The following is a 23593-nucleotide window of genomic DNA, read 5'->3' as shown; positions in this document are numbered from 1 at the left end:
CGTAATACAGTTGGCATTTGCCTGTTATATTTGCCCCCTATAATAACTAGTGTTGATTCGCAAGGAAGCGAATATCGTACAGCTAGAAGCTGAAAAGAAACTCGAATCGCATTTACAAGGAGAGGTTTTACATATGAAAAAAATTAATAAATTTGCTTTATCTTTTGCTGTGGCAGCTGGTTTTACCGTTGCAACTGCTGCTGTTGCTAGCGCCGATACAGTAACTGTTAAATCAGGCGATACATTATCACAAATCGCACAAAACTATAACACCACTGTTGATTCTATTCAAAAACTCAATAACTTAACTAACATCAACTTAATTTATGTTGGCCAAAAATTACAAGTTAATACTAACAATACTCAAACAACAACTGTTGCAACGCAAGCAACAGCTAATACAAGCCAAGCAACAGTGCAAACAGCCAACACTACCACAGTAGCTAGTGCTAATACTAGCACCAATACCAATACAACTGCTGCTTCAACTGTAACGACGACAGCTTCAACAACAGAAGCTGCAGCTCGTGAATGGATTGCAGCCCGTGAATCAGGCGGCAGCTACACTATTACTAACGGGACTTATGTGGGCAAGTACCAATTAGCCGGCTCTTACCTCAATGGTGATTATTCAGCTGCTAACCAAGAAAAAGTTGCCAACAACTATGTTTTATCACGTTATGGTTCTTGGGCAAACGCCAAGGCACACTGGCTTTCAACCGGCTGGTATTAAAATTTTTAAGAGAGGCTTAGGCCTCTTTTTTTTTGCAGTTTTATCAGTAAAGTAATTTATGCTATAATTAATTGAAATATAATGAGACTGAGGTGGAGAAGTTGCGGTTATCAATCGTTTTGATTATTCTGTTATTTGCCTTCTTCGGTTTATTAATGATTGTCAGTGCAGTGGGTATGCATGAACGTGATTCATGGGTGACACGAATTATTTTATTTATTGTCGGGGTCGGCTGTCTCATATTGGGTGGATATCTGTTTTATATTTACGTTTTAGCAAGTTAAATATGAAATAAAAGAGCTTATTTATAAGGTAAGCTCTTTTTTCATGCTTTTTTTTAGAAATACGGTATAATGGAAGAAAAACATACGAAGGATGAAAAACGATGAAATATGATTTAGCCCAAGAAAAAGAACAATTTACTAACTTTATGATGGATCAATACAACATCTACAAGGAAGTAAATAATATTTATCAAGATTATTTAAAATTGCCGCTTTTATTAACAGATGCCTTATTTACCATGGCTAAACATGCCGGCTTATATACTAGCATGAGGATTACCAAAACAGCTTTGGATGCCGGTCAACAAAATGTTGCCATGGACGACGATGATTGGGAATTAGTGGTTACTATTCACAACAAATTGGTTGATTTTATTTCCGATACTTTAGGGCCTAAATTTGACCCGCAAGCAATTGATATTGTTGCTGAAGATGATGAAGATTTTGCTCAAAAAGTGATGGCCATTGTTGATGGCACCTTCTCGCAAGCTTTAGGCGTTGAAGAAGAAGCTGATGAAGACCAGGATGAAACTTCACAAAACATGCAGCTTTTGAAGCATGATGATCAAAAATAAGGATTAGAAAAGGTGGTTGCTGATGACTGTGCCTTCTAAAAGAACTAAGCGGAAGACCAGGAAAAAAGCACCGGTTAAAAAAAGCAAAAGGCCTGTTAAGACCCGCAACTTCAAAAAGCCGAAAGCTAAAAAAAGTTTTTTAGGCAAGATGGTTTGGGGCGTTTTACTGGGACTGATATTAGGTGTCGGTGGCTATGTGGCAGCGCAGTTTTATCCTAGCCAAGCCAAAAAAATAGAATTGACGGTTGTTGGTAAGTATAAGGATTTAAAAGAAAATCTAAGCAAATTTTTACCAGTTAAGCCGACGGAGACCGGTTTGGTGCACAAAAAGCATGTTGAATTTGATGTGCCGCAAATTAATCAGCTGGATTTTCCCCGCTATGAAAATGGTTGTGAGGTTACTTCCTTAGCGATGCTTTTAAATTACCGCGGGATTAATGTGACCAAGTCTGAATTAGCTGCTAAAATTGCTAAAGTGCCTTATCAATATGCTAATGGCCAATATGGCAACCCTAATGTCGGTTTTGTCGGTTCGATTGCTGGAACAGATGAGCCCGGGTTTTGTGTCTATCATGATCCCATTTACCAGTTGGCTAAGCAATATACTAAGCACGTTTATGATTTAACCGGCTCGAATTTTTCGACGATTATTGAAACGTTGGAAGAAGGCAACCCGGTTTGGACGGTGACGACCTTAACCTTTACGCCGGCTGATGATATGCGGGTGTGGGATACACCGCAAGGCAAAGTAAATATTACTTATAAGGATCACAGTGTAGTGATTACAGGTTTTGACCGTCAGCAAAAATTAATTTATGTCAACGATCCCATGGGGTATAAGAACCGCGCTGTTTCTTGGCAAATTTTTGTTAAAACCTACAATCAGATGGGAAAGCAGGCTATTTATGTAGCACAGTAAAAGTACGGCTAGGCCGTGCTTTTTATTATGCTTTATTTACACCAAATTTGATAAATGTTAAGATTAAAATGCTTATATAAAAGAGAATTTAGGTGAAGAGATTTGGCACAATTAACTTTAACGGTTGCGGTTGAATTGCTAAAGCAGCATCAGTTGCTTAAACGAGTGGTTAAGCCGGCCAAGGGGATTGAGATTACTTATGTGAGCTATGATTCGCGCAATATCAAAAAGCAAACGATGCTATTTTGTAAGGGAAATTTTAAATACGAGTACCTTTTAACAGCTATACCTCAAGGGGTTATGGTTTATGTAGCCGAACATGAATATGATGTTGAGATTTGCGGCCTAATTGTGACTGATATTCAAAAAGCGATGGCGCTTTTGGGGGCTGCCTTTTACGGCAACCCTGAGAAAAAATTGCATATTGCAGCTTATACGGGAACCAAAGGCAAGACGACCTCGGCTTATTTTACTTATAATATTTTGCAGCAGTATACTAAGCAGCATACGGCGCTTTTTTCTACGGTGGACCGGATTTTAGGCTTGCATGATCAATTTAAGTCAGAATTGACGACGCCCGAATCGCTTGATTTATTTCACGATATGCGCAAAGCAGTTGACAATGGGATGACTCATTTGGTGATGGAAGTATCGTCACAGGCGTATAAGATGAATCGGGTGTATAACCTGCATTATGATGTTGGGGTCTTCTTAAATATTTCGCCTGACCATATCGGTCGAAATGAGCATCGTGATTTTCAAGATTACCTGCAATGCAAGCTGGAATTAGTCAAAAATTCTCGAACGGTTATTTTAAATGGCTCTAGTCAAGTATATGATACTTTACGGGCGACAGCTGAAAAATATTGTCAGCATATTTATACTTATTCCAGTCTGGATGGGGTGGGCGACGTTTGTTTTACCCAGGTTAAGACGACACTGCAAGGCAGTACCTTTAGGCTTGAAACGCGAAATCAGGCGCAAAAGCTGGCTTTAGACGGGCCTTATCAAATCAAAATTGCGGGCAGCTATAACGTGGAAAATGCCACCAGTGCAGCTTTGGTAGCCAGTCTTTTGGGAGCTGAGCCAAAAGATATTAGGCAGGGGCTTTTAGTAACTAAGGTTAAAGGGCGCATGGAATCGTTGGATGCCAAAAATCATGGAATGGTTTATATTGATTATGCGCATAATTATTTGAGCTTAAAAGCTCTGCTGGCTTTTTTGAAAAAACAAACCCATGCCGGACGCGTGATTGCCGTTTTAGGTTCACCCGGGGATAAGGGGATTTCGAGGCGGCCTGGTTTTTCAGAAGCTTTAAATGAAGAAGCTGATGAAGTCTATCTGACGGCTGATGATCCAGGTTTTGAAGATCCTTTGGAAATTGCCCAGGAAATTGACCGTTTTATTGATCATGATTTAGTTAAGGTGCATTTTGAGATGGACCGTGCTCAAGCCATCAAAAAAGCTATTTTAGCTAGCTGTCAGCATGATATTGTTGTTTTGGCTGGTAAGGGTGAAGATCCTTATCAAAAGATTAAAGGAAAAGATTACCCTTATCCAACCGATGGGGTGATTGCTAAGAAAGTTATTGAGGAATTTGATTAATGAGTAATTTACCTGAATTTACGCCTATTTTATTAGGCAGTGACTTTAACGTTTACGGGATGGCCCGCTCCTTTTATGAATTAACGCAAAAACCGGTTAAGGCCTATGCTCAAGCTGATTGGGCGCCCACCCGCTACACTAAAATTGTTGATCGGACCATTATTCCAGGATTTTCAGAGGATCCAACTTGGATTAATACCATGCTGAAATTAAAAGAAGAGTACCGGACGCATACAGAACCGGTGCTTTTAATCGGCTGTGGCGATGGGTATGCGGAATTAATTGCCAAACATAAGCATGAATTAGATGATGTCTTTATTTGCCCTTATGTCGATTATGATTTGATTATTAAGCTCAATAATAAAGAAAACTTCTACCAAATGTGTGAAAAATATGGTCTGCCTTACCCTAAAACACAGATTATTACTAAAAAAATGTTTGAAGAAAATGCCGTTAAGCAGCCGTTTGCCTACCCGGTAGCTTTGAAGGCCGCCAATAGTATTGAATGGCTGGAAGTGGATTTTGAAGGGCGCAAGAAGGCTTTTCGAATTCAAAATGATCAGGAATTAAGCTATGTGTTAGAACAAGCCTACCATAACGGCTATCAGTCAGATTTTATTTTGCAAGATTTTATCCCCGGCGATGATAGTAAGATGCGCGTTTTAAATGCATATGTTGACCAAAATAGCCACGTCAAGATGATGTGCATGGGACATCCGCTTTTGGAAGACCCTGAACCTGACGCTATTGGCAATTATGTGGCGATTTTGCCTGATTTTAACCAAGAGATTTGTGATAAAATTAAATCCTTTTTAGAAGCAATTTCATTTACTGGCTATGCTAATTTCGATATGAAGTATGATGAGCGCGACCACAGCTATAAGTTATTTGAAATGAACTTAAGACAGGGACGCAGCAGCTTTTTTGTGACCTTATTCGGCTATAATTTGGCGCAATGGGTGGTGCGCGATTATGTGGTCAAAAACTTAAAGGACGCCCCTATCGTGTTAGCCAAACAGGATAAAACTAAGGACGCTTTGTGGCTAGGCGTACCACCAACTGTTTTTGCCAAGTATGCTCGGCAAAATGATGATAAAAAATTAGCGCTGGCTTTGATTAAGCAAAAACGGTATGGTAAAACATATGAGTATGCTAAAGATATGAACTTTAAACGCTGGCTTTTAATCAAGTGGCTTGAACATAACTATGCTAAAAACTTTGACCGCTACTTTAAAGAAAATAAAGGATGATTTGCAATGAAAAACTTTTTTGTCGTATTAGGCGGTATGGGAACGATGGCTACTGAGAGCTATATCCATGCTGTTAATGAATTAACCAAGGGTAAAAATGATCAGGATTTTTTGGATTATATTTTAGTAAATCATGCGACGATTCCTGATCGCACAGCTTATATTTTAGATCATACTAAACCCAGCCCGTTAATGCCTTTGTTAGATGATATTAAAAATTTTAATCAATTAAAGCCCGCTTTTTATACGCTGCCTTGCAACACCGCTCATTATTTTTATGACGAATTAAGCAAGGCATGTCAGGCACCTTTGCTGAACATGCCGCAAGAAACGGTTAAAGAAATTAGAATGAAATATCCGCAAGCCAAAAGAATCGGTGTTTTGGCAACGGAAGGAACCATTAAATATGGCATTTACGACCAGGAAATTTTGAATGCTGGCTATGAACTGGTCAATCCGACTGCCGAAATTATGCAATTGACCATGGATTTGATTTATACTGGCGTTAAAAAGCAAAATTACGTTGATCGGACTTTGTATCATACTTTAGTTAAAAAAATGGTTGAAGAACTCAACTGTGATGCTATTATTTTGGGTTGTACCGAATTGTCGGTGGCTCAAGAAAGAGAACCGGTAACAAACCTGCCTGTGGTTGACAGTCAAATTGTTTTAGCTCAAAGAACAGTTGATTTAGCCCGGAAAATGCGCAAATAAAAAGATGCCCCGATTTCTTCGGGGCATCTTTTTATTTGATAAAAGTTAAATTAGTCGGTTGTTTGGCGGTTAAATGGTCATGCTTTTTGAGGTAAGCTACAATTAAACCAGCCACAGGGTTTTCATCGACTTTGACCATCTTATCAGCCGAAAACATCGGATAGTTGCCACCACCGACGCCACGGTATTGGTTAATAACGACTTTAAGCTTTTGGTCCTTAGCAACAGGATGGTTATGGTAAGTTAAAGCCGTAATTCGTTGGCCTTTAGGTTTGGTGATATCAATAGTATAGTCAATTCCAGAATAATAGTCATAGTTATACAATTCAACTTTAGGAGTGGAAAATTCCGCTGAGATGCCGACGGTTCCATCAGCGTTTAACTCAAAGAAACTGGCGCTGCGCTCCAAAGCGTCGTATAAATCTTGACCGCTAATTTCTTCGACAGCCAAGGTGTTAGGATAAACGTAAGAATTCATGACATTTCGCATGGTAACGACTTCATCTAAGCCCCTTACTTCATCGTTAAATAACGATGTTCCTGAAATATCAACGCCTAAAGCGTCCATTTGTACCTGGTTGACCAAGGCTAAGTAAGGATGGCCAAACATCCGGGCTTGCATGTGGTCAGTAATATTCATGCCACCGTCGATTTGAGCTAAAGGCTGGTCTAGCCACGTTTGCACCTTGGATTGCAAATCATTGACCAAGGGCATCATGTCAGCTTTTAAAGGAGCATCTTTAACATCGAGCAGTTCGGAAGAAGCAGCTGCAACATGCTTATTTGAATCCAAATCTAAGGTCAGCATGCCGACAGTTTCCCCGCGAAAACCCGGCTGCGTAGTGGGAATCTGCTTTTTTACTGTGGCAATTTTGCGGTGCTGGTGGCCGGTGACTAAAGCATCAATTCCTGGAACATTGGTTAAAAGCTCATAGCCCTCATTTTCACCGGTTAATTTTTCGGTAGGTTGGCCTGAAGTTAAATCTTTTTCAAAACCGCCATGGTAAGCAACGACTATCAAATCAACCTGATTTTTAAATTGGGCGATAGTGCGTTTAGCAGCAGAGGCTGCAGCTTCAAAATGCCAGCCTGAAATGTGCTCAGGCTTTTCCCAGTGGGGAATATATTGGGTTGTTAAGCCAATAATGGCAATCTTTACGCCTTTTTGTTCCACAATGCGGTAAGGAGCAGTAATAATATGACTATTGGGTCCTTCTTTAATATTGGCTGCTAAGATAGGAGCTTTAAGTCCTTGGTAGCAGCTTTCCAAATATTCAGGACTGTAGTTGAATTCATGGTTGCCTAAGATAACAGCATCCGGAGCCATCATGTTTAAAATTTTAGCAAAATTTTGATGATAATGGCCGCAAGCTGCGTCTTTTGTTTGATAGGCATAATCGGTCAGCGGCGAGCCTTCTAAAAAGTCGCCGTTTTCAATATATAAGATGATGTCATCTGGGTTTTGCTGGCGAATTTGGTCAATTACGCTGGCAGCTTTGAGGTAGCCGAAAGGATGATAGTCGGTTTGACTGGCATAGTTGGTTGGAAAAAAGTTTCCATGCACATCACTGGTAGATAAAATGCGAACTTTCATTTAGACCAGCTTCTTTCTTAAGGTACCAGACAACCAGTCAATGGCGGTAACCATGATGATAATCCCTAACAAAATAATGCCGACACGAGGCCAGGTTCTGGTTTGAATGGCAAATAATAACGGCGTACCAATCCCGCCGGCGCCAACCATTCCTAAAATGGAAGCGGAACGGACGGCAATTTCAAACCGGTATAAGGTAAATGACAAAAATTCAGGGATAATTGTCGGAATAGTAGCTAAGGTAAAAACATCAGCACTGGATCCGCCGGCAGCGATAATGGCTTCATCGGCACTGCGATCCATATTTTCGATTGCTTCAGAAAACAATTTGCCAAGCATCCCGATGGAGTGGATTGACACCGCTAAGACCCCGGCAAAAGAACCTGGTCCAACAGCTTTGATGAACATAATAGCCAACACCAATTCAGGAAAGGTTCTGATTAAAACCAGGATAAATTTACCACTGGTTGATTTAGGGTGAATCTTTTGGCCTCTTTCTTTAGGACTGCGGGCAGCCCAAAAAGCAAAGGGAATTGACAAGATAGCCGAAACGATGGTACCCAAAAAGGCAATGGCTAACGTTTGAATAATGAGCGAAACTAAATCTTCACCGGAACCATCATAAACATAAGACCAGTCTGGATGAAAGAGGCCATGAATGATTGATTTAGAAACTTCACCAGCTGAATCTTGGATACCCGAAAAAGTTAAGCCAGTAATAGCCCATACGTAAAAGCAAATAACTAAAACAACAATGGCCAGCCAGCCATAACGCTGCCAAGGTGTTTTTTTGATTTCAAGATTTTTATTTTCCATCTTATTGTAATTTCTCCCGTAAGGTATTTGATACTGCATCGATAACAACCACAACTACTAAAATAGCCAAAATAATGACTGCTGTTTGGTCATATCTGAAGGACGAAAGTGACCGCTGCAAGAAGACACCAATCCCGCCGGCACCTAAGTAACCTAAAACAGTGGAAGCACGCACATTAATTTCAAAAGTATAAAGGAAATATGAGATAAAACCATTTAACACTTGTGGAATAACGGCAAAGACAATTACTTGGATGTTATTAGCGCCGGCAGCTCTTAAAGCTTCTAGCGGGCCGCTTTCGATGGTTTCGATGGTTTCGTAAAAAAGCTTGGAAATCATCCCAAAGGAGAAAATAGCCAAGGTCCAAACACCAGCGGTAGCCCCAATTCCTACAATGGCCACCGCTAAAGCTGCTAAAAGCAAGTCAGGCAAAGTTCTGACCAAATTTAAGATAAAGCGGATAACCCCTCTTAAAAAGGCGTTTTTGACGATGTTGCGCGCTGCTAAAACGGCAAAAGGTACGGCAAAAATCGTTCCTAAGGTTGTCCCTAACAAGGCCATTTGAATGGTTTCAATGATAGGTTGAATCACAATTGAAGTATAGCTACAATCGGGATGGGCCATCCGATGGAACAATTCGAGAAATTGATCAAAGTTTTTGAAGAAGTCAGACCATTTGACCCCCGTCGAAATGCTGGATAATTCCAACAAAACAAGCAAAATGACAGTCCAAAAAATGCCTTTAACATGGTATTTTTGCAGCCAGGTCTTTTGAGGTACTTGATTTTCCATCTATTTCACCTTTCCATTTTCGTCATAGATGCTGTCAAAGTCAGTTTCTTTAACGTCGGCAATCATCTTATCGTAAACTAATTGACCTGCTCTTAAACCGATAATCCGGTCGGCATATTTCAAAGCCAATGGCACTGAGTGGAGGTTAACTAAAACAGTCATACCAAAATCACGGTTGAGCTGCTTTAAGTCATCCATCACGGCTTCAGTAGTCAAAGGATCAAGGGAAGCAACAGGTTCGTCGGCTAAGATAATCTTAGGGTTTTGCATGAAAGTTCGTGCAATCGCAACCCGCTGTTGCTGACCGCCGGAAAGTTCATCGGCACGTGAATAAATTTTGGAAGCCATGTTAACCCGCTGTAAAGCTTCTACAGCTTTAGCTTTATCTTCTTTAGTAAACAAGCCTAAAACACTCTTCCAAGTAGGGTAATAGCCCACACGTCCGGATAAAACGTTGCGTTCAACAGAAGAACGTTTAACCAAATTGAAGCCTTGGAAAATCATCCCTACGCTGCGGCGTAAGTTGCGCAAAGCTTTGCCTTTATAGTGGATAATCGATTTACCTTCAAGCAAAATATCACCATCAGTAATATCATGCATACGGTTGATAGTGCGGAGCAAAGTTGATTTGCCGGCGCCGGATAAACCAACGACTACGACAAATTGGCCTTCTTCAATATCAAGGTTGATATCTTTTAAACCAACTGTGCCGTTAGGGTAAATTTTTTGTACATTTTTAAATTGAATCAATGGTTTTGTTTCCATTATTTATCCTCTTTCTCATAAAAAAGCTGGGAAAGGTAAGATTCCCCAGCTTTATTTGTTATTTATCTAATTTAGTAGCAATTTTGTCGTATTCACGAATGATATCAAAGTTGCTGTCTTTGGAGTTAGTGTAGCCTTCATGTGAGTAAACACTTGAAACAATCTTGTGACCTTTTTTAGTCTTAGCAATCTTTTTGAAGGCTTTTTGAATCTTCATTTGCCACTTAGCACTCATATCGCCACGCACGGAAATCGTATCGTTTGGAATCTTAGCTGTAGTGTAGATTGGAACAACTTTTGTCATCACACCAGAAGCATCTTTCTTAACTAAAGCACGTGCACCTTGGAAGATGAAGGCAGCATCGGTGTTTTTGTTGTAAACAGATAAAACGCCTTGATCGTGACCTTTAACAACAACAGTTGAAATGTTTGACTTGTTGATGTTAACACCTTTTTTGTACATAGAAACAGCTGGGAAAATCCAACCGGCTGTTGAAGTTGTATCTTGAACAGCGATTTTTTTGCCTTTCAAATCTTTGATGGATTTGATTTTGCTGTCTTTACGAACAACGATTTGGGAACGGTAGTAATCAACAAGCTTAGTCTTGTCTAAAACATCATTTGAATTAGGCTTGTAGCCATAACGCAAAGCTTGCAAGATAACTTTAGCGTTGTATTGTTTATGTGCTAAAACATAAGCATCAGGTGGCAAGAAGCCGACATCAACTTTTTTAGATCCCATAGCTTCAACGATAGTATTGTAATCAGTTGAAACGGAAACTTTAACGGGAATACCTAATTCCTTCTTCAACAATTTTTCTAAAGGCTTAGCTTTAGCTTCAATTGTAGTAGCGTTAGAGGATGGGACAAATTGGACGGTTAATTTCTTAGGTGCATAAGAAGCTTGAGCAGTACGGTTATTGGCGAGAACGCCTGCACCGAAGCCAGCTACTAAAGCAAACACAACCATGAGTTTTTTGAAGACTTTCACGATAATTGCTCCTTAAATTTATAAAGTTTTTCTTAACAAGACCGATTATATTAGACATTCTTTTGTAAGGCAAACAGGTGACATCACATGTTTCTATAATTAAAAATTAATAAAAACCGGTTTCAGACTAGTTGTGATCGTTTTTGCAAAAACTATTTGTAAAAAATAAGCACATGTCGTGTGTGTCATTCGGTTTTAAAACCATTTACTAATGTTGAACGCTTAAAAAACAATTAGTTAAAATTAATTTAAATTTTTTGAGTTTCGTAAGAATTTTGTCAAATAATGGTAAAAAGCGAAATATTTCGCGGTACATTGTGATGTTTGTTGGTAATAATGTTAATAATATATGCTTTAGCTAACAAAAAAGTGCGTAAAAAAACTAGGCCTAAAAGCCTAGTTTTTTATCGTTTAGTTGTGCTATCGCGGACAACCAATTTAACGGGCAGGGTGATTTCTTGCGCAGGACCATCATTTTGATCAATGCGTTGACAGAGTAATTTAAAGGCGTAAAAGCCCAGGTCGTTAATTGGCTGTGCAATGGAAGTCAAAGGCGGATTTAAGTATTCATCCAAGTCGATGTTATCATATCCTACCACGGAGTAATCAGCAGGAATTTTTTTGCCGGCCATATTTAACCCGCGGTAAAGCCCTAAAGCCACTTCGTCATTAACCGTTAAAACAGCCGAAGCTTCGGTTTGAATAAGCTTTTTGGCGGCTAAAACGCCGCCTAATTTTGTCATTTCTGTTGGGATAACCAGCTTTTCATCAAAAGGGATGTGATGGCTGGCTAAGGCATTTTTGTAGCCTTGCAAGCGGCGCTTTAAGTTATCAGTGGGATTTTGAGCCATAATCATGGCGATTTTGCGGTGGCCCAATTGAATTAGGTGATCAACAGCTAATTTGGCGCCGAGAGCATCATCGGTCATTACACGGTCGCCGTCAGCCGAGTTTTGATCAATAAGCAGGTAAGGAATATGATTTTTTTTGAGCAAAGAGTCAATTTCTTTTTGACCTGTGGAAGGGCTGGCGATAATTAAGCCATTGACCGAACGATGTACCAGCTGATCCAGATACTTAAGTTCCAATTCTTTATTGGCATTGGAACTAAGAATCAACGGAATATAATTTTCTTCCATGGCGCTGTGCTCAATGCTTTTGACAAAGGTGCTAAAAAAGGGGTTGCCGATATCAGGGACAATGACACCAATTGTCTTGACGGCATTGGTAATGAGGTTGCGGGCATTAAAATCAGGAACATAGTTCAGCTTATCTCTGGCTTCGAAGACTTTTTGGCGGGTTCTTTCCGTAAAACGTTTTGACTTGCCATTTAAAATCAAAGAAACAGTTGTCATTGAAACTCCAGCATGACGAGCAACATCTTTAATGGTAACTTTATTTTTCATGGTTAAATTAGGTCCTTTGTGGTGGTGGAATTTGCTATTATAATGCATATTTATGATAAATTGAATAAATTATAGCATACTTGAAAAAATATTTTCACGTAAAATACATAATAAAATCAATTATAAAAGTGAGAAATAGATTATTATATGATTAATGCGTAAATGAGAATATGGAGTAATTGGAGGAATATACATGAGGATTTATTTAAAAAAAGCAAAGGAGAAAAAGCCGAAACATAAGTCGCTAGGGCGGTTTGTCAGCTGGCTGACAATCGCTAGTGCAGTCATTTCTATTTTGGCGATGTTTTGGGTCTCGTATCGGTTGACACAAAGCATCTTGAATGAAAGAAATGAACTTTCTAAAGAGACGGCAACGGAAGTTATGGAAAAGACACTTTCGGATATTTCGTCGGAAGCTGAAGCCAAATTGAATGCCGGGACGAGTTTGACGGGCTTTACCCAAGGAAGTTTCAATAAAGATACCATCGAAGATACTTTAAAGACAGCTTTTTCAGGCAATAGTATTTACTCGAATGCTTATTTTGCTACGCAAAGCGGCAAACTTTATACGTTAAACAGTTTAACGCAAAAGATTAATCCTAAAACGCAGGATTGGTATCAAGGAGCTTTAAATAATACTTCCAGCTTTTACTGGACGAAACCTAAATATGATGCTGCAAGCGGCCAGTATTATTCCATCGTGGCGGGCGCCGTTTCAAATAGCAGCGGGCAAAGCGGGGTTTTGGCTTTAAGAGTTGAATATGACAAGGTTGAAGCGACAATTGGACCTTTGAATGTGGGTAAAAAGGGTACAGTAGCCATGGTTTCAAAGCAGGGTAAAATCATGGGGACTAAGACAGGGTCAAGCAGTGAAGCTTTCAAAAAAGGACAGGATATTTCTAACCGTGAAATCTTTAAAGCCATTAAAAAAGCTAAAAAATCAAGTGGTACGCTTACTTTAAAAAACTCCGGCACAATTACCAGCATCCACTATAACCGAGGCGGAGCTAACAGCCAGGCTTGGTCATTTGCCTATGTTCCTAAGGATGACTTGCGCGAAGAATTGAAGCGCTTAGGCGAAGGCTCAGGTATTGTGGCTTTGATTATGCTTTTGGTAATTATCGGCGTCTCCGTATTCGTTAACCGGACCATCAGGGCAATGCTTGGTGTCTTCACCAGGGCTTTTGGCAGGGGACAAGCAGGCTATTTGGAACGGATTAGTCCTGATCATTTGCCTAATAATCCGATTGGACGTTTTGCTAAAATGGCAGTGGAAGCTCGAACAGACAAAAGCGAACTTAATTTAATGGCGTTTGAATACAATTCAATGATGGATTCAATTGCTGCTTTGGCTCAAAGAGTTAAGCAAAACTCAATTGATACGGCTAAGAATGCTGAATTTTTGCGGCAAACAGCTGAACAAACCGCCAGTGCTGTTGATGAAGTTTCCCAAACGATTACTGATGTAGCAACGGTAACAGAAAATCAAGCACGCGAAACGGTTGAAAGCGACCGGCAAATGAAGACTTTATCAACGGTTGTGGAAAAATTAGCTGATGATGTTATGGTATTAGATACCGTTTCGCAAAAAGCGGCTACTTTAAACCAGCAGAACATGGAAATGATGACTGAAGTTAGTGCTAACTGGGATACATCACAAGAACAGACAGTTCGCTTAGTTTCAGAAATGCAAAATCTGAGTGACAGTGTGCAAAATATCACCAAGGTTATCGGTGTTATCAGCGAAGTAGCACGGCAAACAAATCTTTTGGCTTTGAATGCTTCTATTGAGGCAGCTAGTGCCGGCGATGCAGGGAAAGGTTTTGCGGTTGTGGCACAAGAAATCCGCAAGTTAGCGGTTCGAAGCCATGATGCTACGGTTGAAATTGCGGGAATTATTAATGAAATTAAGGCCAAATCAGACAGTTTATCCGATGAAGTTCAAACTGCTAATGAAGTTGGCAAGCGGCAAACAGAATTAATTGATCAAGCAATTGATTCAACCAAGGGTGTTTATGAACATACTAAGCAATTGATTGATACTTCAAAGCGGATTAAGCAAGGCAATGACCAGCTTAATGAAATTAAAGTCAAGGTTAGTGCCAGCTTGGAAAATATTTCAGCTTCAATTGAAGAAAATGCGGCTGGGACGCAGGAAGTTTCCGCTAATGCTGAAGAAGTATCAGCTTCAATGGCTGAATTTGCGGTAGCTGTCAATGATTTAAGCAAGACAGCTAAAGCTTTAGCTGAACAATCACAAAGTTTTAAATAATAAAAAGAAGTTGTCACAAATTAAATGTGCAGAATTGATAGGGATCAGTAGCACTGCCCTTAGCAATTATGAAACAGGTAAGAAGAAGTCTGGATTAGATACTATTGCCAATATCGTAAAAGCATTGGATGTTTCAATTGACTATTTATGTTATGGAACAAATCCGCAACTTCTTTTAACCAATTCTGATTCATATGGCGAAAACTTGATCAATAGTATCGTCGCGCTTGGGGAAAAAGATATGATCGACTACATTGGGAGCTCGAATCAAAAAACTGCAATATTTCTGAAAAATGCTGATCCTCAGATTTTAAAAATGTGGTCACAGATTCAGACCTTCGAACAACAGCAAGATATGATCCCTGATCCTGATTCATACAAGAAAACGATCATTAATTCCAGTATCGAAATTGTCAAGAACAATGAAATATACCAGAAAAAGATAAATGAGAAGCTGGCAGTTGTGGTTCGTGTTCCATAATCTGGTAGAGAAAGACATTAAATTATGACTCTAATTAAGTAGTAACGACGATGAAAAAGATGACGATTTTATTTCCTGGCAGTTACATGAATTACCATGTCATAGACGATGATATGAGCGAAGAATTTCAAGCTGCTGAAAAAACAGAGCTTTTTAACACGGTCTTGTTTAACTACGACAATTGGCTGGCCGGAGACAAACTAAAGCTGACCGATCACGGCAACATTTCAAATCCTGTTATTTACCGGGGCTGGATGCTGAAACCGGAGGAATATCAGCGGCTTTACGAGGAGCTTGAAGCTAATGGAATTCACTTGTTGACCAAGCCAGAAGCTTATTCGAACATGCATCTCTTTCAAAATGTCTATCCGCTAATAGACAAGCAAAACCTCCCTCTAGATTACTAGGGGGAGATTTTTTAGAATATAGGCTATAATAAGCAACAGAATAAGAATTTGATGCGTTAAGGGGTAGGAAAAATGAAGTTTCCGATAGAACAGCTGACTTGGACCAGAGAGCCAGCCAGCTATACTATTTCGGCTGATAAGATTGGGATCGTGACCAAGCCGCACACGGACTTGTGGCAGCGGACTTACTACCATTTCCGCAATGACAATGCCCCGGTTCTGCAAGTGTCCAGTGATGAGAAGTTCTTTTCTTTCATCGTTAAAACTAACTTTGCCAGTCACCACCGCTTTGACCAATGCGGGGTGGTGCTGTACCTCGACAGCGAAAACTGGCTTAAGGGGTCAATAAAAAAGTTACTCAGCAGCGGCGTCTCTGATTCAAGTTATGTGGAGAAAACGCTTTACTAACAAGGGATGGGCTTATCAAATTCGTAGTACTTTGGAAGTATGATTAACATCTGCTATCAGTAATTTTCAATTATAATACGTTCCAAAAACGTTATAGCAAAATATGAGTAATGTCATATCGGAGACTAAATAGCGTGACATATGTAAGCGGTTAATCGAAGAAATGGTGACAAATAGTATCTTTGCAAGCGCTTTTACGAGTGATAAACTCAACTGCGAAAGTTAATCAAGGAGGTAAGAAAGTGAAGAAGAGAAATCTTGCTGTTTCATTGGTTGTTCCGTTGATGATGTGTTCAAGCACATTAATGATGTACTCGGGCACGAAACCAGTATTTGCCGATTATACTACGAGCAAATCTGAAGAATCAAAGGGCGACTTTAATACAAATTTGAAATTTACCACTCTTAACGGTTCTTATGAATACACGAAGGATGGCTTAAGAGGTCACGGTAATGGCGATAACTTTCTCTACAGTGATACGCAGGGGAAAGACTTTGTTTATGAGGCTGATGTTCATTTCAACGAACGCAAAGGTGCCGCATCACTTGTCTTCAGAGCCGACAAAGATCACAAGTATATGTATGTCGCTAACCTGAATGGACAAAATGGCGAATGTCGTGTCTTCAAATTTGGTGACCCTGTAGATCTTGGCCCCATCAAGAAAGTTGATTTGACCAAGGATAACAACTATCACTTGAAGATAGTTGCTATTGGCAAACATATTCTTTATTACGTCAATGGTCAATTGATGATAAATACTGCTGACTATACGATGAGCAATGGTCATTATGGCCAAAATGACGCGCTGACAGACGGCAATTTTGGAATTTTGACTTGGGAATCTGACGTAAATTATAAGAATGTAAAGTTTTCTCCAATCACTGATGACAACTCTCCGCAATTAAAGGACTTGTCTATCAGCTCTAATGAAGGCAAAGTAAACATGCCAATTCAGTTTTACAAGGACCAGTATGTTTACATTGCTTACGTATCTAATGATACCAAGACGATTAAAATCAATCCTAAGACTGATAACGGCACTAAGGTTGAAGCATTTGGTGAAAATAACCAGCAAGTTGATTTGAACAAGGTGCCTGTACTTGAAAAGAAGCAAGTCATTACTTTAAAGTGCACTAAAGGTAATGCAAATGTTATTTATCGGTTAAGAATTCACCGTTCAGAGAAAGAGAGCAGCTATTACAATGAGCCGTGGCGTGATCAGTACCACTACTCAGTTAAGGATGGCTGGGCTAATGACCCGAACGGGATGGTTTACTTCAACGGTGAATGGCATCTTTACCACCAATACTATGATGCTACCAAGTGGGGCCCAATGCACTGGATTCACGCTACAAGCAAGGACCGGATCCACTGGACTCAACATGCTGTAGATGTTTATCCTGATGAATATGGGACGATGTTCTCTGGCTGTGCGGTAGTGGCTGACCACAAGACTGCTCCAGACATCTTCAAAGAAGGTGAAAAGGGGCTTGTTTACTTGATTACAGCTAACGGTGCCAACGGCAACGATGACCAGAAGATTATCGGTGCTTACTCATACGATGGCCAAAAGATCTACAAGTACGACAAAGGCAAAGTCTTGATTGACTGGCGCGATGACCCATTGCAAAACAGTGCCTTTAGAGATCCAAAGGTCTTTCGTTTTGACAACAAGTGGTTTATGGTTGTTGCTGGTGGTCCATTAAGAATCTATTCATCAGATGACCTGGTTAACTGGAAGGTTGAGTCGACTTACAAGGACCTGAACACTGAATGCCCAGACTTGTTCCCTGTTTATGTCAAGGATGCTGCCGGCAAAGACACAAACGAAGTCAAGTGGGTTCTCTCACGTGGTGGCCGAAAGTACAAGATCGGTGACTTCAAGAAGGTTGACGGTCACTATCAATTCATTCCATTGGACCAATATAAGTCATCTAACGTCAGCGATGGCATGGGCGATGACGCCAACGATGGTACGATGAACTTTGGCTATGACTCTTACGCAGCGATGACCTTCTATCATGGCGGCTTTGGGACAAGCGACCATTACAACAAGAACGTCTTGGATGACGTCAGTGCTATCAACTGGATGAATACTTGGGAAGGTGGCTTCAACAACGCCATTCCAGATAAGAATGGGAATACGGTCTTTAATGGGACCTTCAACCTCATTTTGAACATGGGGATCAAGAAAGACGACGGGAAGTATTACCTGACCCAGACTCCGGTTAAGGACTATGACAGCTTGAGAGACGTTGACCACGCTTCTACTTACAAGAATATTTTATTAACTGCAGACAACAAGGCTTTCAAGAAGTTCAAGTCTGATTCTTATGAATTGGATGCCCATATTGTGCCTAACCACGCCAAGAAGGTTACCTTTGCCGTAAGAGTTGGCGATCAAGAAAAGACTTTGATTACTTACGATGTTGACAAAGAAGAAGTAACCATGGACCGCAGCGAAAGTGGCATTATCGTCAATGATGGGATGGGTCAAGTAAAACACGCTTTAAAGAAGAATGCTGATGGTTCAGTAGATTTGAAACTTTATGTTGACCGGGCCTCAGTTGAATTGTTCAATGGCGATGATACCGTTGAAGGTGCTTTGCAAATCTTCCCTAAGGAATCGAGCAACGGCTTGAAGATTTACTCAGATGGCGACGCAAAGGGTGACATTACGATTTACCCAATGAAGACTATCTGGAACAAACTTTCTTTGAACCAAGATGAAATTAATGGCTATGTTGGTCAAACTTACAAGCTCAACGCAAACCTCACCGGGAGTGAGAAGAACGTTTCATATAAGGTCAAGAATGGTCAAGATGTCATTTCTTTAAGTCAAGACGGCACTAGTGCCAACGTCAAAGCTTTGAAGAAGGGGACCGCGACGATCACGGTCACGACTGATAGCGGCTTGACGCAAGACATTCCAGTAACGGTTAAGGAAAACAACTTCAAGACTAACCTTGATGTATTTGATGCCGTTAGCGGAAAGTGGGGCATTGATGGCTCAGACTACGTTGGTGACAGTGACGATGAAGGTTTGCTCTTTAACGAATACCAAAAGAAGAACAACTTTACTTATGATGCAGACGTTAACTGGGACAGCGATGAATTCTCCTTGTTGATGAACACCAGCAAGCGTAGCCTGGATGGAACTGGTTATGATTTCACCATTCAAAAGGATGGCTCTTACACCTTTAAGGACTTGGCAGATGGTACTGTATTGGCTGCCGGTAAGGTTACGGTAACTGGTAAAGACCATGTTCAATTTACCAAGAAGGATCATCAATTAAGCTTTTCACTTAACGGCAAGCAGCTCTTTAGCTTGACCGTGCCAGATGCTCACTACTATGACCATGGTTACACTGGCGTCGGCTTCAATGATGGGGAAGTTAAGTTAAGCAACGTTTACTGCTCTGAAATTAAAGACGATACTGACAAGACGCCAACCACTCCGTCGAAGGACAGTGGCAAGGAAACTACTAAAGTCGTCCAAGGAAAGGTAACTATAAATATCGGTACCTTCGCGGCTAAGAAGAATGCATCTTTGAAGAAGATCAAATCTTTGTTGCCAAAGACTTTGTTAATCAACAACGCCAAGAAGACGGTTGTTTGGAATACGAAGGCAGTAAATGCTAAGAAGTCCGGCACTTACAAGGTTACTGGCAAGGCTGGTAATGTAACTTTGACGGCAAAGGTCAAGGTTACCTACCAGGACCCTCGTCTTGCAAAGGTAAAGATTACCAAAGCTTCTTCTAAGAAGAACAAGATATCTCTTAAGTGGAAGTCCGTCAAGAAGGTTAAGTTATATCAAGTGGCTTACCGTACAAGCAAGAAGTGGCACTACAAGAAGGTAAGAAAGACTAACGTCAAGCTTACTCTTAAGCGCCATAAGAAGTACCTTCTTAAGGTTAGAACGGTTGTTGGCAAGAAGAAGGGCACCTTCTCACTGCCGAAGGCCGTAAGAACTAAATAGACTTTAAATTTTTAACTCCTTGAATTGGAGCAAAATCTGTTCAAGGGGTTATTTATGCCGAAATACCGCCTGGGGAGTTCCAGACGGTATTTCAGTTTAAGAAGGATCGTCGATTGTAAAATCAAATTGAACACTGTTCCGATTTAGTGAGTAAAAATCGTTTTTACTGAACCAGACCACAAAAAATCCATTTCAACCTTTTGGTAGAATATGAATTATCATAATACAATTTCTAGAGAGGTTAAAATGGAAAGCAGCTTTCGAAGGATGATCGAATTACAATTCAAATGATGCATTCTATTGGCTGCTCAAATCGTTCCATTGCTAGAGAGCTTAACTGTTCGCCAAGTACATCCTGTGAAAAAGGCAGCGTAGAAGGTTGCACTGGGACTTTCAGATGCTATATTCCTAAGGGAGATTGCATGGATAAATGCAGCGCGGAAGCCATTGCTAAGATCGAAGTATGGTGCAACTCTCTTCCGCTAAAGATCTTAAACTACAAGACTCCAGAAGAGTGCTTTGACGTAGAGCTTGACCATATTTATCGGCGCAGATAGTCAAAATCTACCAGATATTATTGGTAAGTGTTCAATTTGTTTTTTCAATCAGCGTTTCTTTAAAAAAATAAAATTTTTGATAATCTGAGACGTTGTGCTTGATCTTTTTTATAATTGAAGTATTGACTCAGAAAGATAGGAAATTGGTGAAAATTGTTAGTAATGATTTGAATACTAGAGTTAGTAAGCGCAAGAAAAAGAACAAGTTTTGGAAAATCTTTTGGACAGTAATTGCAGTGATCGTGGTAGGTCTAGGTGGTGTCGTTGCCTATGAATACAACAACCTAAAGAATGCAGCAAATACCGCTTATCGATCTGGTGGTTTATCCGATGCAGAAAATGGGAGCAAGAGCTCGGTTTTGAATAATTCAAAACCAATCGCTATCCTTTTGATGGGGACTGATACTGGGGCTTTGGGCAGAACCTACAAAGGCCGAACTGACTCCATTATGGTTGCGGTCTTAAATCCTAAGACTAAGAAGACAACCCTGGTCAGTTTTGAAAGAGACATGCAGGTCAACCTACCGGATTACCCAGAATATTCACCATCAAAGCTAAATGCGGCTTATGCATACGGGAATGCTAAAGAATTAGCCAAGGTCTCAAAGAAGTACTTCAATATACCAATCAACGCCTATGTCTTGATCAATATGGGGGGGCTTGAAGACCATTATCAACAAGGTTGGCGGGGTCGACATTACGCCAACCTTATCCTTCACTTATGAAGGCTACAGAAAAGATGAGCTTAACAGTCAATCTTTACTACCACGGGCAAAACGGCAGTGCCCGCAAGTTCGCGGAAGAAATGAAAGCAAGCGGGGTGGCCCAGGCCATCCGGGAAGAAGCCAGCAACCTCCGCTACGAGTACTTCCAGCCGCTCGCTGACCCGGAAACCATCCTCTTGATCGACAGCTGGGAGAAAGCCAGGAGGCGCTGGACGTCCACCACGCTTCACCGATGATGGGCCAGCTGGCTGAGCTGGTTGAGCGCTATGTTTCAGCAAAAGAAGCAGCTGGCGACGAGCAATTTATCAGAAAATAAAAAAAGCTGGGAATTTCCCGGCTTTTTTTACCTATCAAAAAGTTCAAATAATGCTCTAAAAAATTTCAAGTATGATATATTATGTAAATAAGCCACAAAACGCTTAATTTTTGTTAAAATTTACCGATATAGAGAATAAAGTATTTCAGTTAGTTATGGAGGGAAGAATAGTATGGATATATTTCTGATAATTGGTTTGGTACTTGGGGGTATATGTATTGTTGCAGCCTTACTGTTGAAAGGTGCCAGTGTTGCCATGCTGATTAACGGTGAAGTTGCTGTTATCATCTTTGGCGGTACCATTGCAGCTACAATGGCATCATACACCATGGAAGATATCAAGCGTTTGCCAAAGACCTTTGGAGTGCTTTTTTCAAATAAACATCCTGATTTTAATTCAGCAATTGAAAAGCTGGTTGAATTGTCAAATATTGCTCGGCGTGAAGGCTTGTTAGCTTTGGAAGCACCGGTTAATGAGTTGGAAGATCCTTTTATGAAAAAAGGCTTGGAACTAGTGGTTGACGGGGCTGAAGCTGAACAAATCCGTGATTTATTGGAAGTTGAAGTCGAAGCTATGGAAGGGCGTCACCGCCGGATGTCTGGTTTATTCAAAAGTGCTGGTGCCACTTCACCTACTTTAGGGGTTATGGGGGCTGCCATTGGGCTGATTGGTGCTTTAGGCAACCTGTCTGATATCAACAAATTAGGGCCAATGATTGCGTCCGCCTTTGTTGCCACTATCATGGGTATTTTCTTGGGTTACTTGGTTATGATTCCTTTTGGAACTCGTTTGGAAACCAAGAGCCAAGAAGAAGTTTTGCTGAAAAATATGATTATTGAAGGCGTGATGGATATTCAAGCCGGTCATTCAGCTAAAATCATTGAACAAAAGCTTTATGCACAAATTCCACCAGCAATGCGTAAAGAGGCTGATGAAGAATAGGAGGGATTTGCGTGGCTAGAAGGAAAAAACAACAACACCAAGAAGAGGGAGTGGGTGAAGGCTGGTTGCTGCCATATTCAGATATGCTGACGCTTCTTTTAGGGCTGTTTATCGTTGTGGCTGCGATGTCCAATGTTGATTCGACTAAATTTAACGCTTTGAAGACGGAATTTAACCAGGTAATGGCCTTAAATCCGGTTAACAGCGGCGCTGCAACCAATAGTGTTATCGATACGGGCAAATCAACAGCGAGTGCTACCAGTGGTGCTGACTCGGATAATTCTTCCAGTTCTTCTTTAACCTCCAAAGAAGCTGCTGAATCAAGTGAAAAAGCAACCGAATCAAGCTTGAGAGAGCAAAAAGAAACACAGCAATTAAAGCAGGTTGCTCAAAATTTGCAGAGTGATATTAAGGCGAGCGGTAATTCGGCGAATGCATCGGTTTCTGTTGAAAGTGACGGGATTCACCTCACCTTGTCGTCAAATATCTTATTTAATTCAGGCTCAGCTGACTTGACTTCATCGGTTAAGACGATGCTTTCGAAATTAGTGCCGGATATTAAAAAAGTTAACAGCAATCCGGTTGTGATTGCCGGATATACCGATAATGTACCGTCTAATACTGCTAAGTATCCTTCTAACTGGGAATTGAGTTCAGCACGTGCTTTAACGGTTATGCGGTATTTTGTCTCCCAGGGAGCGATTTCACAAAGCAAAGTTTCCATTCAAGCTTATGGAGAAAATAATCCCAAAGCTTCAAATTCAACGGCTGCTGGTAGAGCGCAAAACCGGCGGGTTGAAATTATTATTCAAAGAACTAACAGTTAAAATTAAAAGAAAGCCTAGAGGCTTTCTTTTTTTATTTTCAGCAAAAAGCGCAGCGGAGACGATGCGTGCAAACGTTTTTAAAAGAACATAAAAAATTCAAAAAAAAGACATATATTTAAGCCTAAAATAAGTTTTTATTAAATAATATTTCAACTAATAGACCTATGAAATTATAATCGCTATGTCATAATTAAATTAGTAATATAGCCCTAATGTATATTTTTTAATTTAA

At 40.3% G+C, this 23593-nt stretch carries 19 protein-coding genes and 5 pseudogenes; 18 read left to right on the top strand and 6 right to left on the bottom strand.

Going from position 1 to position 23593, the window contains the following annotated elements; genetic code table 11:
• Nucleotides 1-133: 133 nt before the first annotated feature.
• From BMX26_RS04310 to BMX26_RS04280, 7 genes are all read left to right on the top strand, one after another.
• A complete protein-coding gene (locus BMX26_RS04310) occupies nucleotides 134-733 on the top strand; it encodes a LysM peptidoglycan-binding domain-containing protein (protein WP_075530230.1) in 600 nt (199 codons plus the stop codon).
• Nucleotides 734-825: 92 nt separating this feature from the next.
• Nucleotides 826-1017 carry a hypothetical protein gene (locus BMX26_RS04305; protein ID WP_225355202.1) on the top strand — a complete coding sequence of 64 codons (192 nt, stop codon included), beginning with the start codon at nucleotides 826-828 and terminating at the stop codon, nucleotides 1015-1017.
• A gap of 101 nt (nucleotides 1018-1118) precedes the next feature.
• Entirely contained in the window at nucleotides 1119-1592 is a 474-nt protein-coding gene (locus BMX26_RS04300; RefSeq protein ID WP_075530228.1) for a hypothetical protein, read from the top strand.
• Nucleotides 1593-1614: 22 nt separating this feature from the next.
• On the top strand, nucleotides 1615-2511 hold the full coding sequence (locus BMX26_RS04295) for a C39 family peptidase (protein ID WP_225355201.1): 897 nt from the start codon (nucleotides 1615-1617) through the stop codon (nucleotides 2509-2511).
• Nucleotides 2512-2613: 102 nt separating this feature from the next.
• The gene (gene murE, locus BMX26_RS04290; protein ID WP_075530227.1) at nucleotides 2614-4116 is read left to right on the top strand and encodes a UDP-N-acetylmuramyl-tripeptide synthetase; all 1503 of its coding nucleotides are present in this window, start codon (nucleotides 2614-2616) and stop codon (nucleotides 4114-4116) included.
• A complete protein-coding gene (locus tag BMX26_RS04285; protein ID WP_075530226.1) occupies nucleotides 4116-5366 on the top strand; it encodes a carboxylate--amine ligase in 1251 nt (416 codons plus the stop codon). Before murE ends, BMX26_RS04285 begins: the two co-directional genes overlap by 1 nt.
• A gap of 6 nt (nucleotides 5367-5372) precedes the next feature.
• Nucleotides 5373-6080 carry an aspartate/glutamate racemase family protein gene (locus BMX26_RS04280; protein ID WP_075530225.1) on the top strand — a complete coding sequence of 236 codons (708 nt, stop codon included), beginning with the start codon at nucleotides 5373-5375 and terminating at the stop codon, nucleotides 6078-6080.
• 31 nt (nucleotides 6081-6111) lie between these two features.
• On the opposite strand, the gene BMX26_RS04275 is transcribed toward BMX26_RS04280, so the two are convergent.
• From BMX26_RS04275 to rbsR, 6 genes are all read right to left on the bottom strand, one after another.
• Nucleotides 6112-7674 carry a bifunctional metallophosphatase/5'-nucleotidase gene (locus BMX26_RS04275; protein WP_075530224.1) on the bottom strand — a complete coding sequence of 521 codons (1563 nt, stop codon included), beginning with the start codon at nucleotides 7672-7674 and terminating at the stop codon, nucleotides 6112-6114.
• Nucleotides 7675-8490: a phosphonate ABC transporter, permease protein PhnE gene (phnE, locus tag BMX26_RS04270; RefSeq protein ID WP_075530223.1), complete on the bottom strand. Its 816-nt coding sequence runs from the start codon at nucleotides 8488-8490 to the stop codon at nucleotides 7675-7677.
• Nucleotide 8491: 1 nt separating this feature from the next.
• A complete protein-coding gene (phnE, locus tag BMX26_RS04265; RefSeq protein WP_075530222.1) occupies nucleotides 8492-9283 on the bottom strand; it encodes a phosphonate ABC transporter, permease protein PhnE in 792 nt (263 codons plus the stop codon).
• The gene (gene phnC, locus BMX26_RS04260; RefSeq protein WP_075530221.1) at nucleotides 9284-10048 is read right to left on the bottom strand and encodes a phosphonate ABC transporter ATP-binding protein; all 765 of its coding nucleotides are present in this window, start codon (nucleotides 10046-10048) and stop codon (nucleotides 9284-9286) included.
• A 58-nt stretch (nucleotides 10049-10106) separates the two neighbouring features.
• Nucleotides 10107-11039 carry a phosphate/phosphite/phosphonate ABC transporter substrate-binding protein gene (locus tag BMX26_RS04255; RefSeq protein WP_075530220.1) on the bottom strand — a complete coding sequence of 311 codons (933 nt, stop codon included), beginning with the start codon at nucleotides 11037-11039 and terminating at the stop codon, nucleotides 10107-10109.
• A gap of 404 nt (nucleotides 11040-11443) precedes the next feature.
• Nucleotides 11444-12445, bottom strand: a complete 1002-nt coding sequence (rbsR, locus tag BMX26_RS04250) for a ribose utilization transcriptional repressor RbsR (protein ID WP_075530219.1) — start codon at nucleotides 12443-12445, stop codon at nucleotides 11444-11446.
• Between the two features lie 193 nt (nucleotides 12446-12638).
• On the opposite strand from rbsR, the gene BMX26_RS04245 reads away from it, so the two are divergent.
• The 11 genes and pseudogenes from BMX26_RS04245 to BMX26_RS04200 all read left to right on the top strand — a co-directional run bounded on the left by BMX26_RS04245 (nucleotide 12639) and on the right by BMX26_RS04200 (nucleotide 23361).
• A complete protein-coding gene (locus tag BMX26_RS04245) occupies nucleotides 12639-14717 on the top strand; it encodes a methyl-accepting chemotaxis protein (RefSeq protein WP_075530218.1) in 2079 nt (692 codons plus the stop codon).
• 10 nt (nucleotides 14718-14727) lie between these two features.
• Nucleotides 14728-15198 (top strand): helix-turn-helix domain-containing protein, encoded by a 471-nt coding sequence (locus tag BMX26_RS04240; RefSeq protein WP_075530217.1) that lies wholly within the window; start codon nucleotides 14728-14730, stop codon nucleotides 15196-15198.
• A gap of 50 nt (nucleotides 15199-15248) precedes the next feature.
• On the top strand, nucleotides 15249-15605 hold the full coding sequence (locus BMX26_RS04235) for a hypothetical protein (protein WP_075530216.1): 357 nt from the start codon (nucleotides 15249-15251) through the stop codon (nucleotides 15603-15605).
• 72 nt (nucleotides 15606-15677) lie between these two features.
• Nucleotides 15678-15956, top strand: a pseudogene (locus BMX26_RS04230) (DUF1349 domain-containing protein); the annotation flags it as partial.
• Nucleotides 15957-16255: 299 nt separating this feature from the next.
• Nucleotides 16256-19993 (top strand): GH32 C-terminal domain-containing protein, encoded by a 3738-nt coding sequence (locus BMX26_RS04225; protein WP_075530215.1) that lies wholly within the window; start codon nucleotides 16256-16258, stop codon nucleotides 19991-19993.
• A gap of 260 nt (nucleotides 19994-20253) precedes the next feature.
• Nucleotides 20254-20334 (top strand): annotated as a pseudogene (locus BMX26_RS09885) (helix-turn-helix domain-containing protein); the annotation flags it as partial.
• A gap of 3 nt (nucleotides 20335-20337) precedes the next feature.
• A pseudogene (locus BMX26_RS04220) lies at nucleotides 20338-20550 on the top strand (IS30 family transposase); the annotation flags it as partial.
• Nucleotides 20551-20696: 146 nt separating this feature from the next.
• Nucleotides 20697-21282, top strand: a pseudogene (locus BMX26_RS04215) (LCP family protein); the annotation flags it as partial.
• Between the two features lie 7 nt (nucleotides 21283-21289).
• A pseudogene (locus tag BMX26_RS04210) lies at nucleotides 21290-21591 on the top strand (putative quinol monooxygenase).
• A 172-nt stretch (nucleotides 21592-21763) separates the two neighbouring features.
• A complete protein-coding gene (locus tag BMX26_RS04205) occupies nucleotides 21764-22534 on the top strand; it encodes a MotA/TolQ/ExbB proton channel family protein (RefSeq protein WP_075530213.1) in 771 nt (256 codons plus the stop codon).
• Between the two features lie 11 nt (nucleotides 22535-22545).
• On the top strand, nucleotides 22546-23361 hold the full coding sequence (locus tag BMX26_RS04200) for an OmpA/MotB family protein (protein ID WP_075530212.1): 816 nt from the start codon (nucleotides 22546-22548) through the stop codon (nucleotides 23359-23361).
• Nucleotides 23362-23593: the final 232 nt, after the last annotated feature.

This window comes from Ligilactobacillus sp. WC1T17 (genome assembly GCA_900110005.1).
GTDB lineage: Bacteria > Bacillota > Bacilli > Lactobacillales > Lactobacillaceae > Ligilactobacillus > Ligilactobacillus ruminis_A.
Note: the sequence above shows the minus strand (reverse complement) of the source record. Positions and strands in the feature narration are given on the sequence as shown.

Bases quoted from the DNA above. Each gene is read 5' to 3' on its own strand.
- phnE (WP_075530223.1), bottom strand. From the start codon at position 8,490: ATGGAAAATAAAAATCTTGAAATCAAAAAAACACCTTGGCAGCGTTAT.
- BMX26_RS04245 (WP_075530218.1), top strand. From the start codon at position 12,639: ATGAGGATTTATTTAAAAAAAGCAAAGGAGAAAAAGCCGAAACATAAG.
- BMX26_RS04280 (WP_075530225.1), top strand. From the start codon at position 5,373: ATGAAAAACTTTTTTGTCGTATTAGGCGGTATGGGAACGATGGCTACT.
- BMX26_RS04310 (WP_075530230.1), top strand. From the start codon at position 134: ATGAAAAAAATTAATAAATTTGCTTTATCTTTTGCTGTGGCAGCTGGT.
- BMX26_RS04295 (WP_225355201.1), top strand. From the start codon at position 1,615: ATGACTGTGCCTTCTAAAAGAACTAAGCGGAAGACCAGGAAAAAAGCA.
- BMX26_RS04285 (WP_075530226.1), top strand. From the start codon at position 4,116: ATGAGTAATTTACCTGAATTTACGCCTATTTTATTAGGCAGTGACTTT.
- BMX26_RS04300 (WP_075530228.1), top strand. From the start codon at position 1,119: ATGAAATATGATTTAGCCCAAGAAAAAGAACAATTTACTAACTTTATG.
- phnE (WP_075530222.1), bottom strand. From the start codon at position 9,283: ATGGAAAATCAAGTACCTCAAAAGACCTGGCTGCAAAAATACCATGTT.
- phnC (WP_075530221.1), bottom strand. From the start codon at position 10,048: ATGGAAACAAAACCATTGATTCAATTTAAAAATGTACAAAAAATTTAC.
- rbsR (WP_075530219.1), bottom strand. From the start codon at position 12,445: ATGAAAAATAAAGTTACCATTAAAGATGTTGCTCGTCATGCTGGAGTT.
- BMX26_RS04275 (WP_075530224.1), bottom strand. From the start codon at position 7,674: ATGAAAGTTCGCATTTTATCTACCAGTGATGTGCATGGAAACTTTTTT.
- BMX26_RS04235 (WP_075530216.1), top strand. From the start codon at position 15,249: ATGAAAAAGATGACGATTTTATTTCCTGGCAGTTACATGAATTACCAT.
- BMX26_RS04205 (WP_075530213.1), top strand. From the start codon at position 21,764: ATGGATATATTTCTGATAATTGGTTTGGTACTTGGGGGTATATGTATT.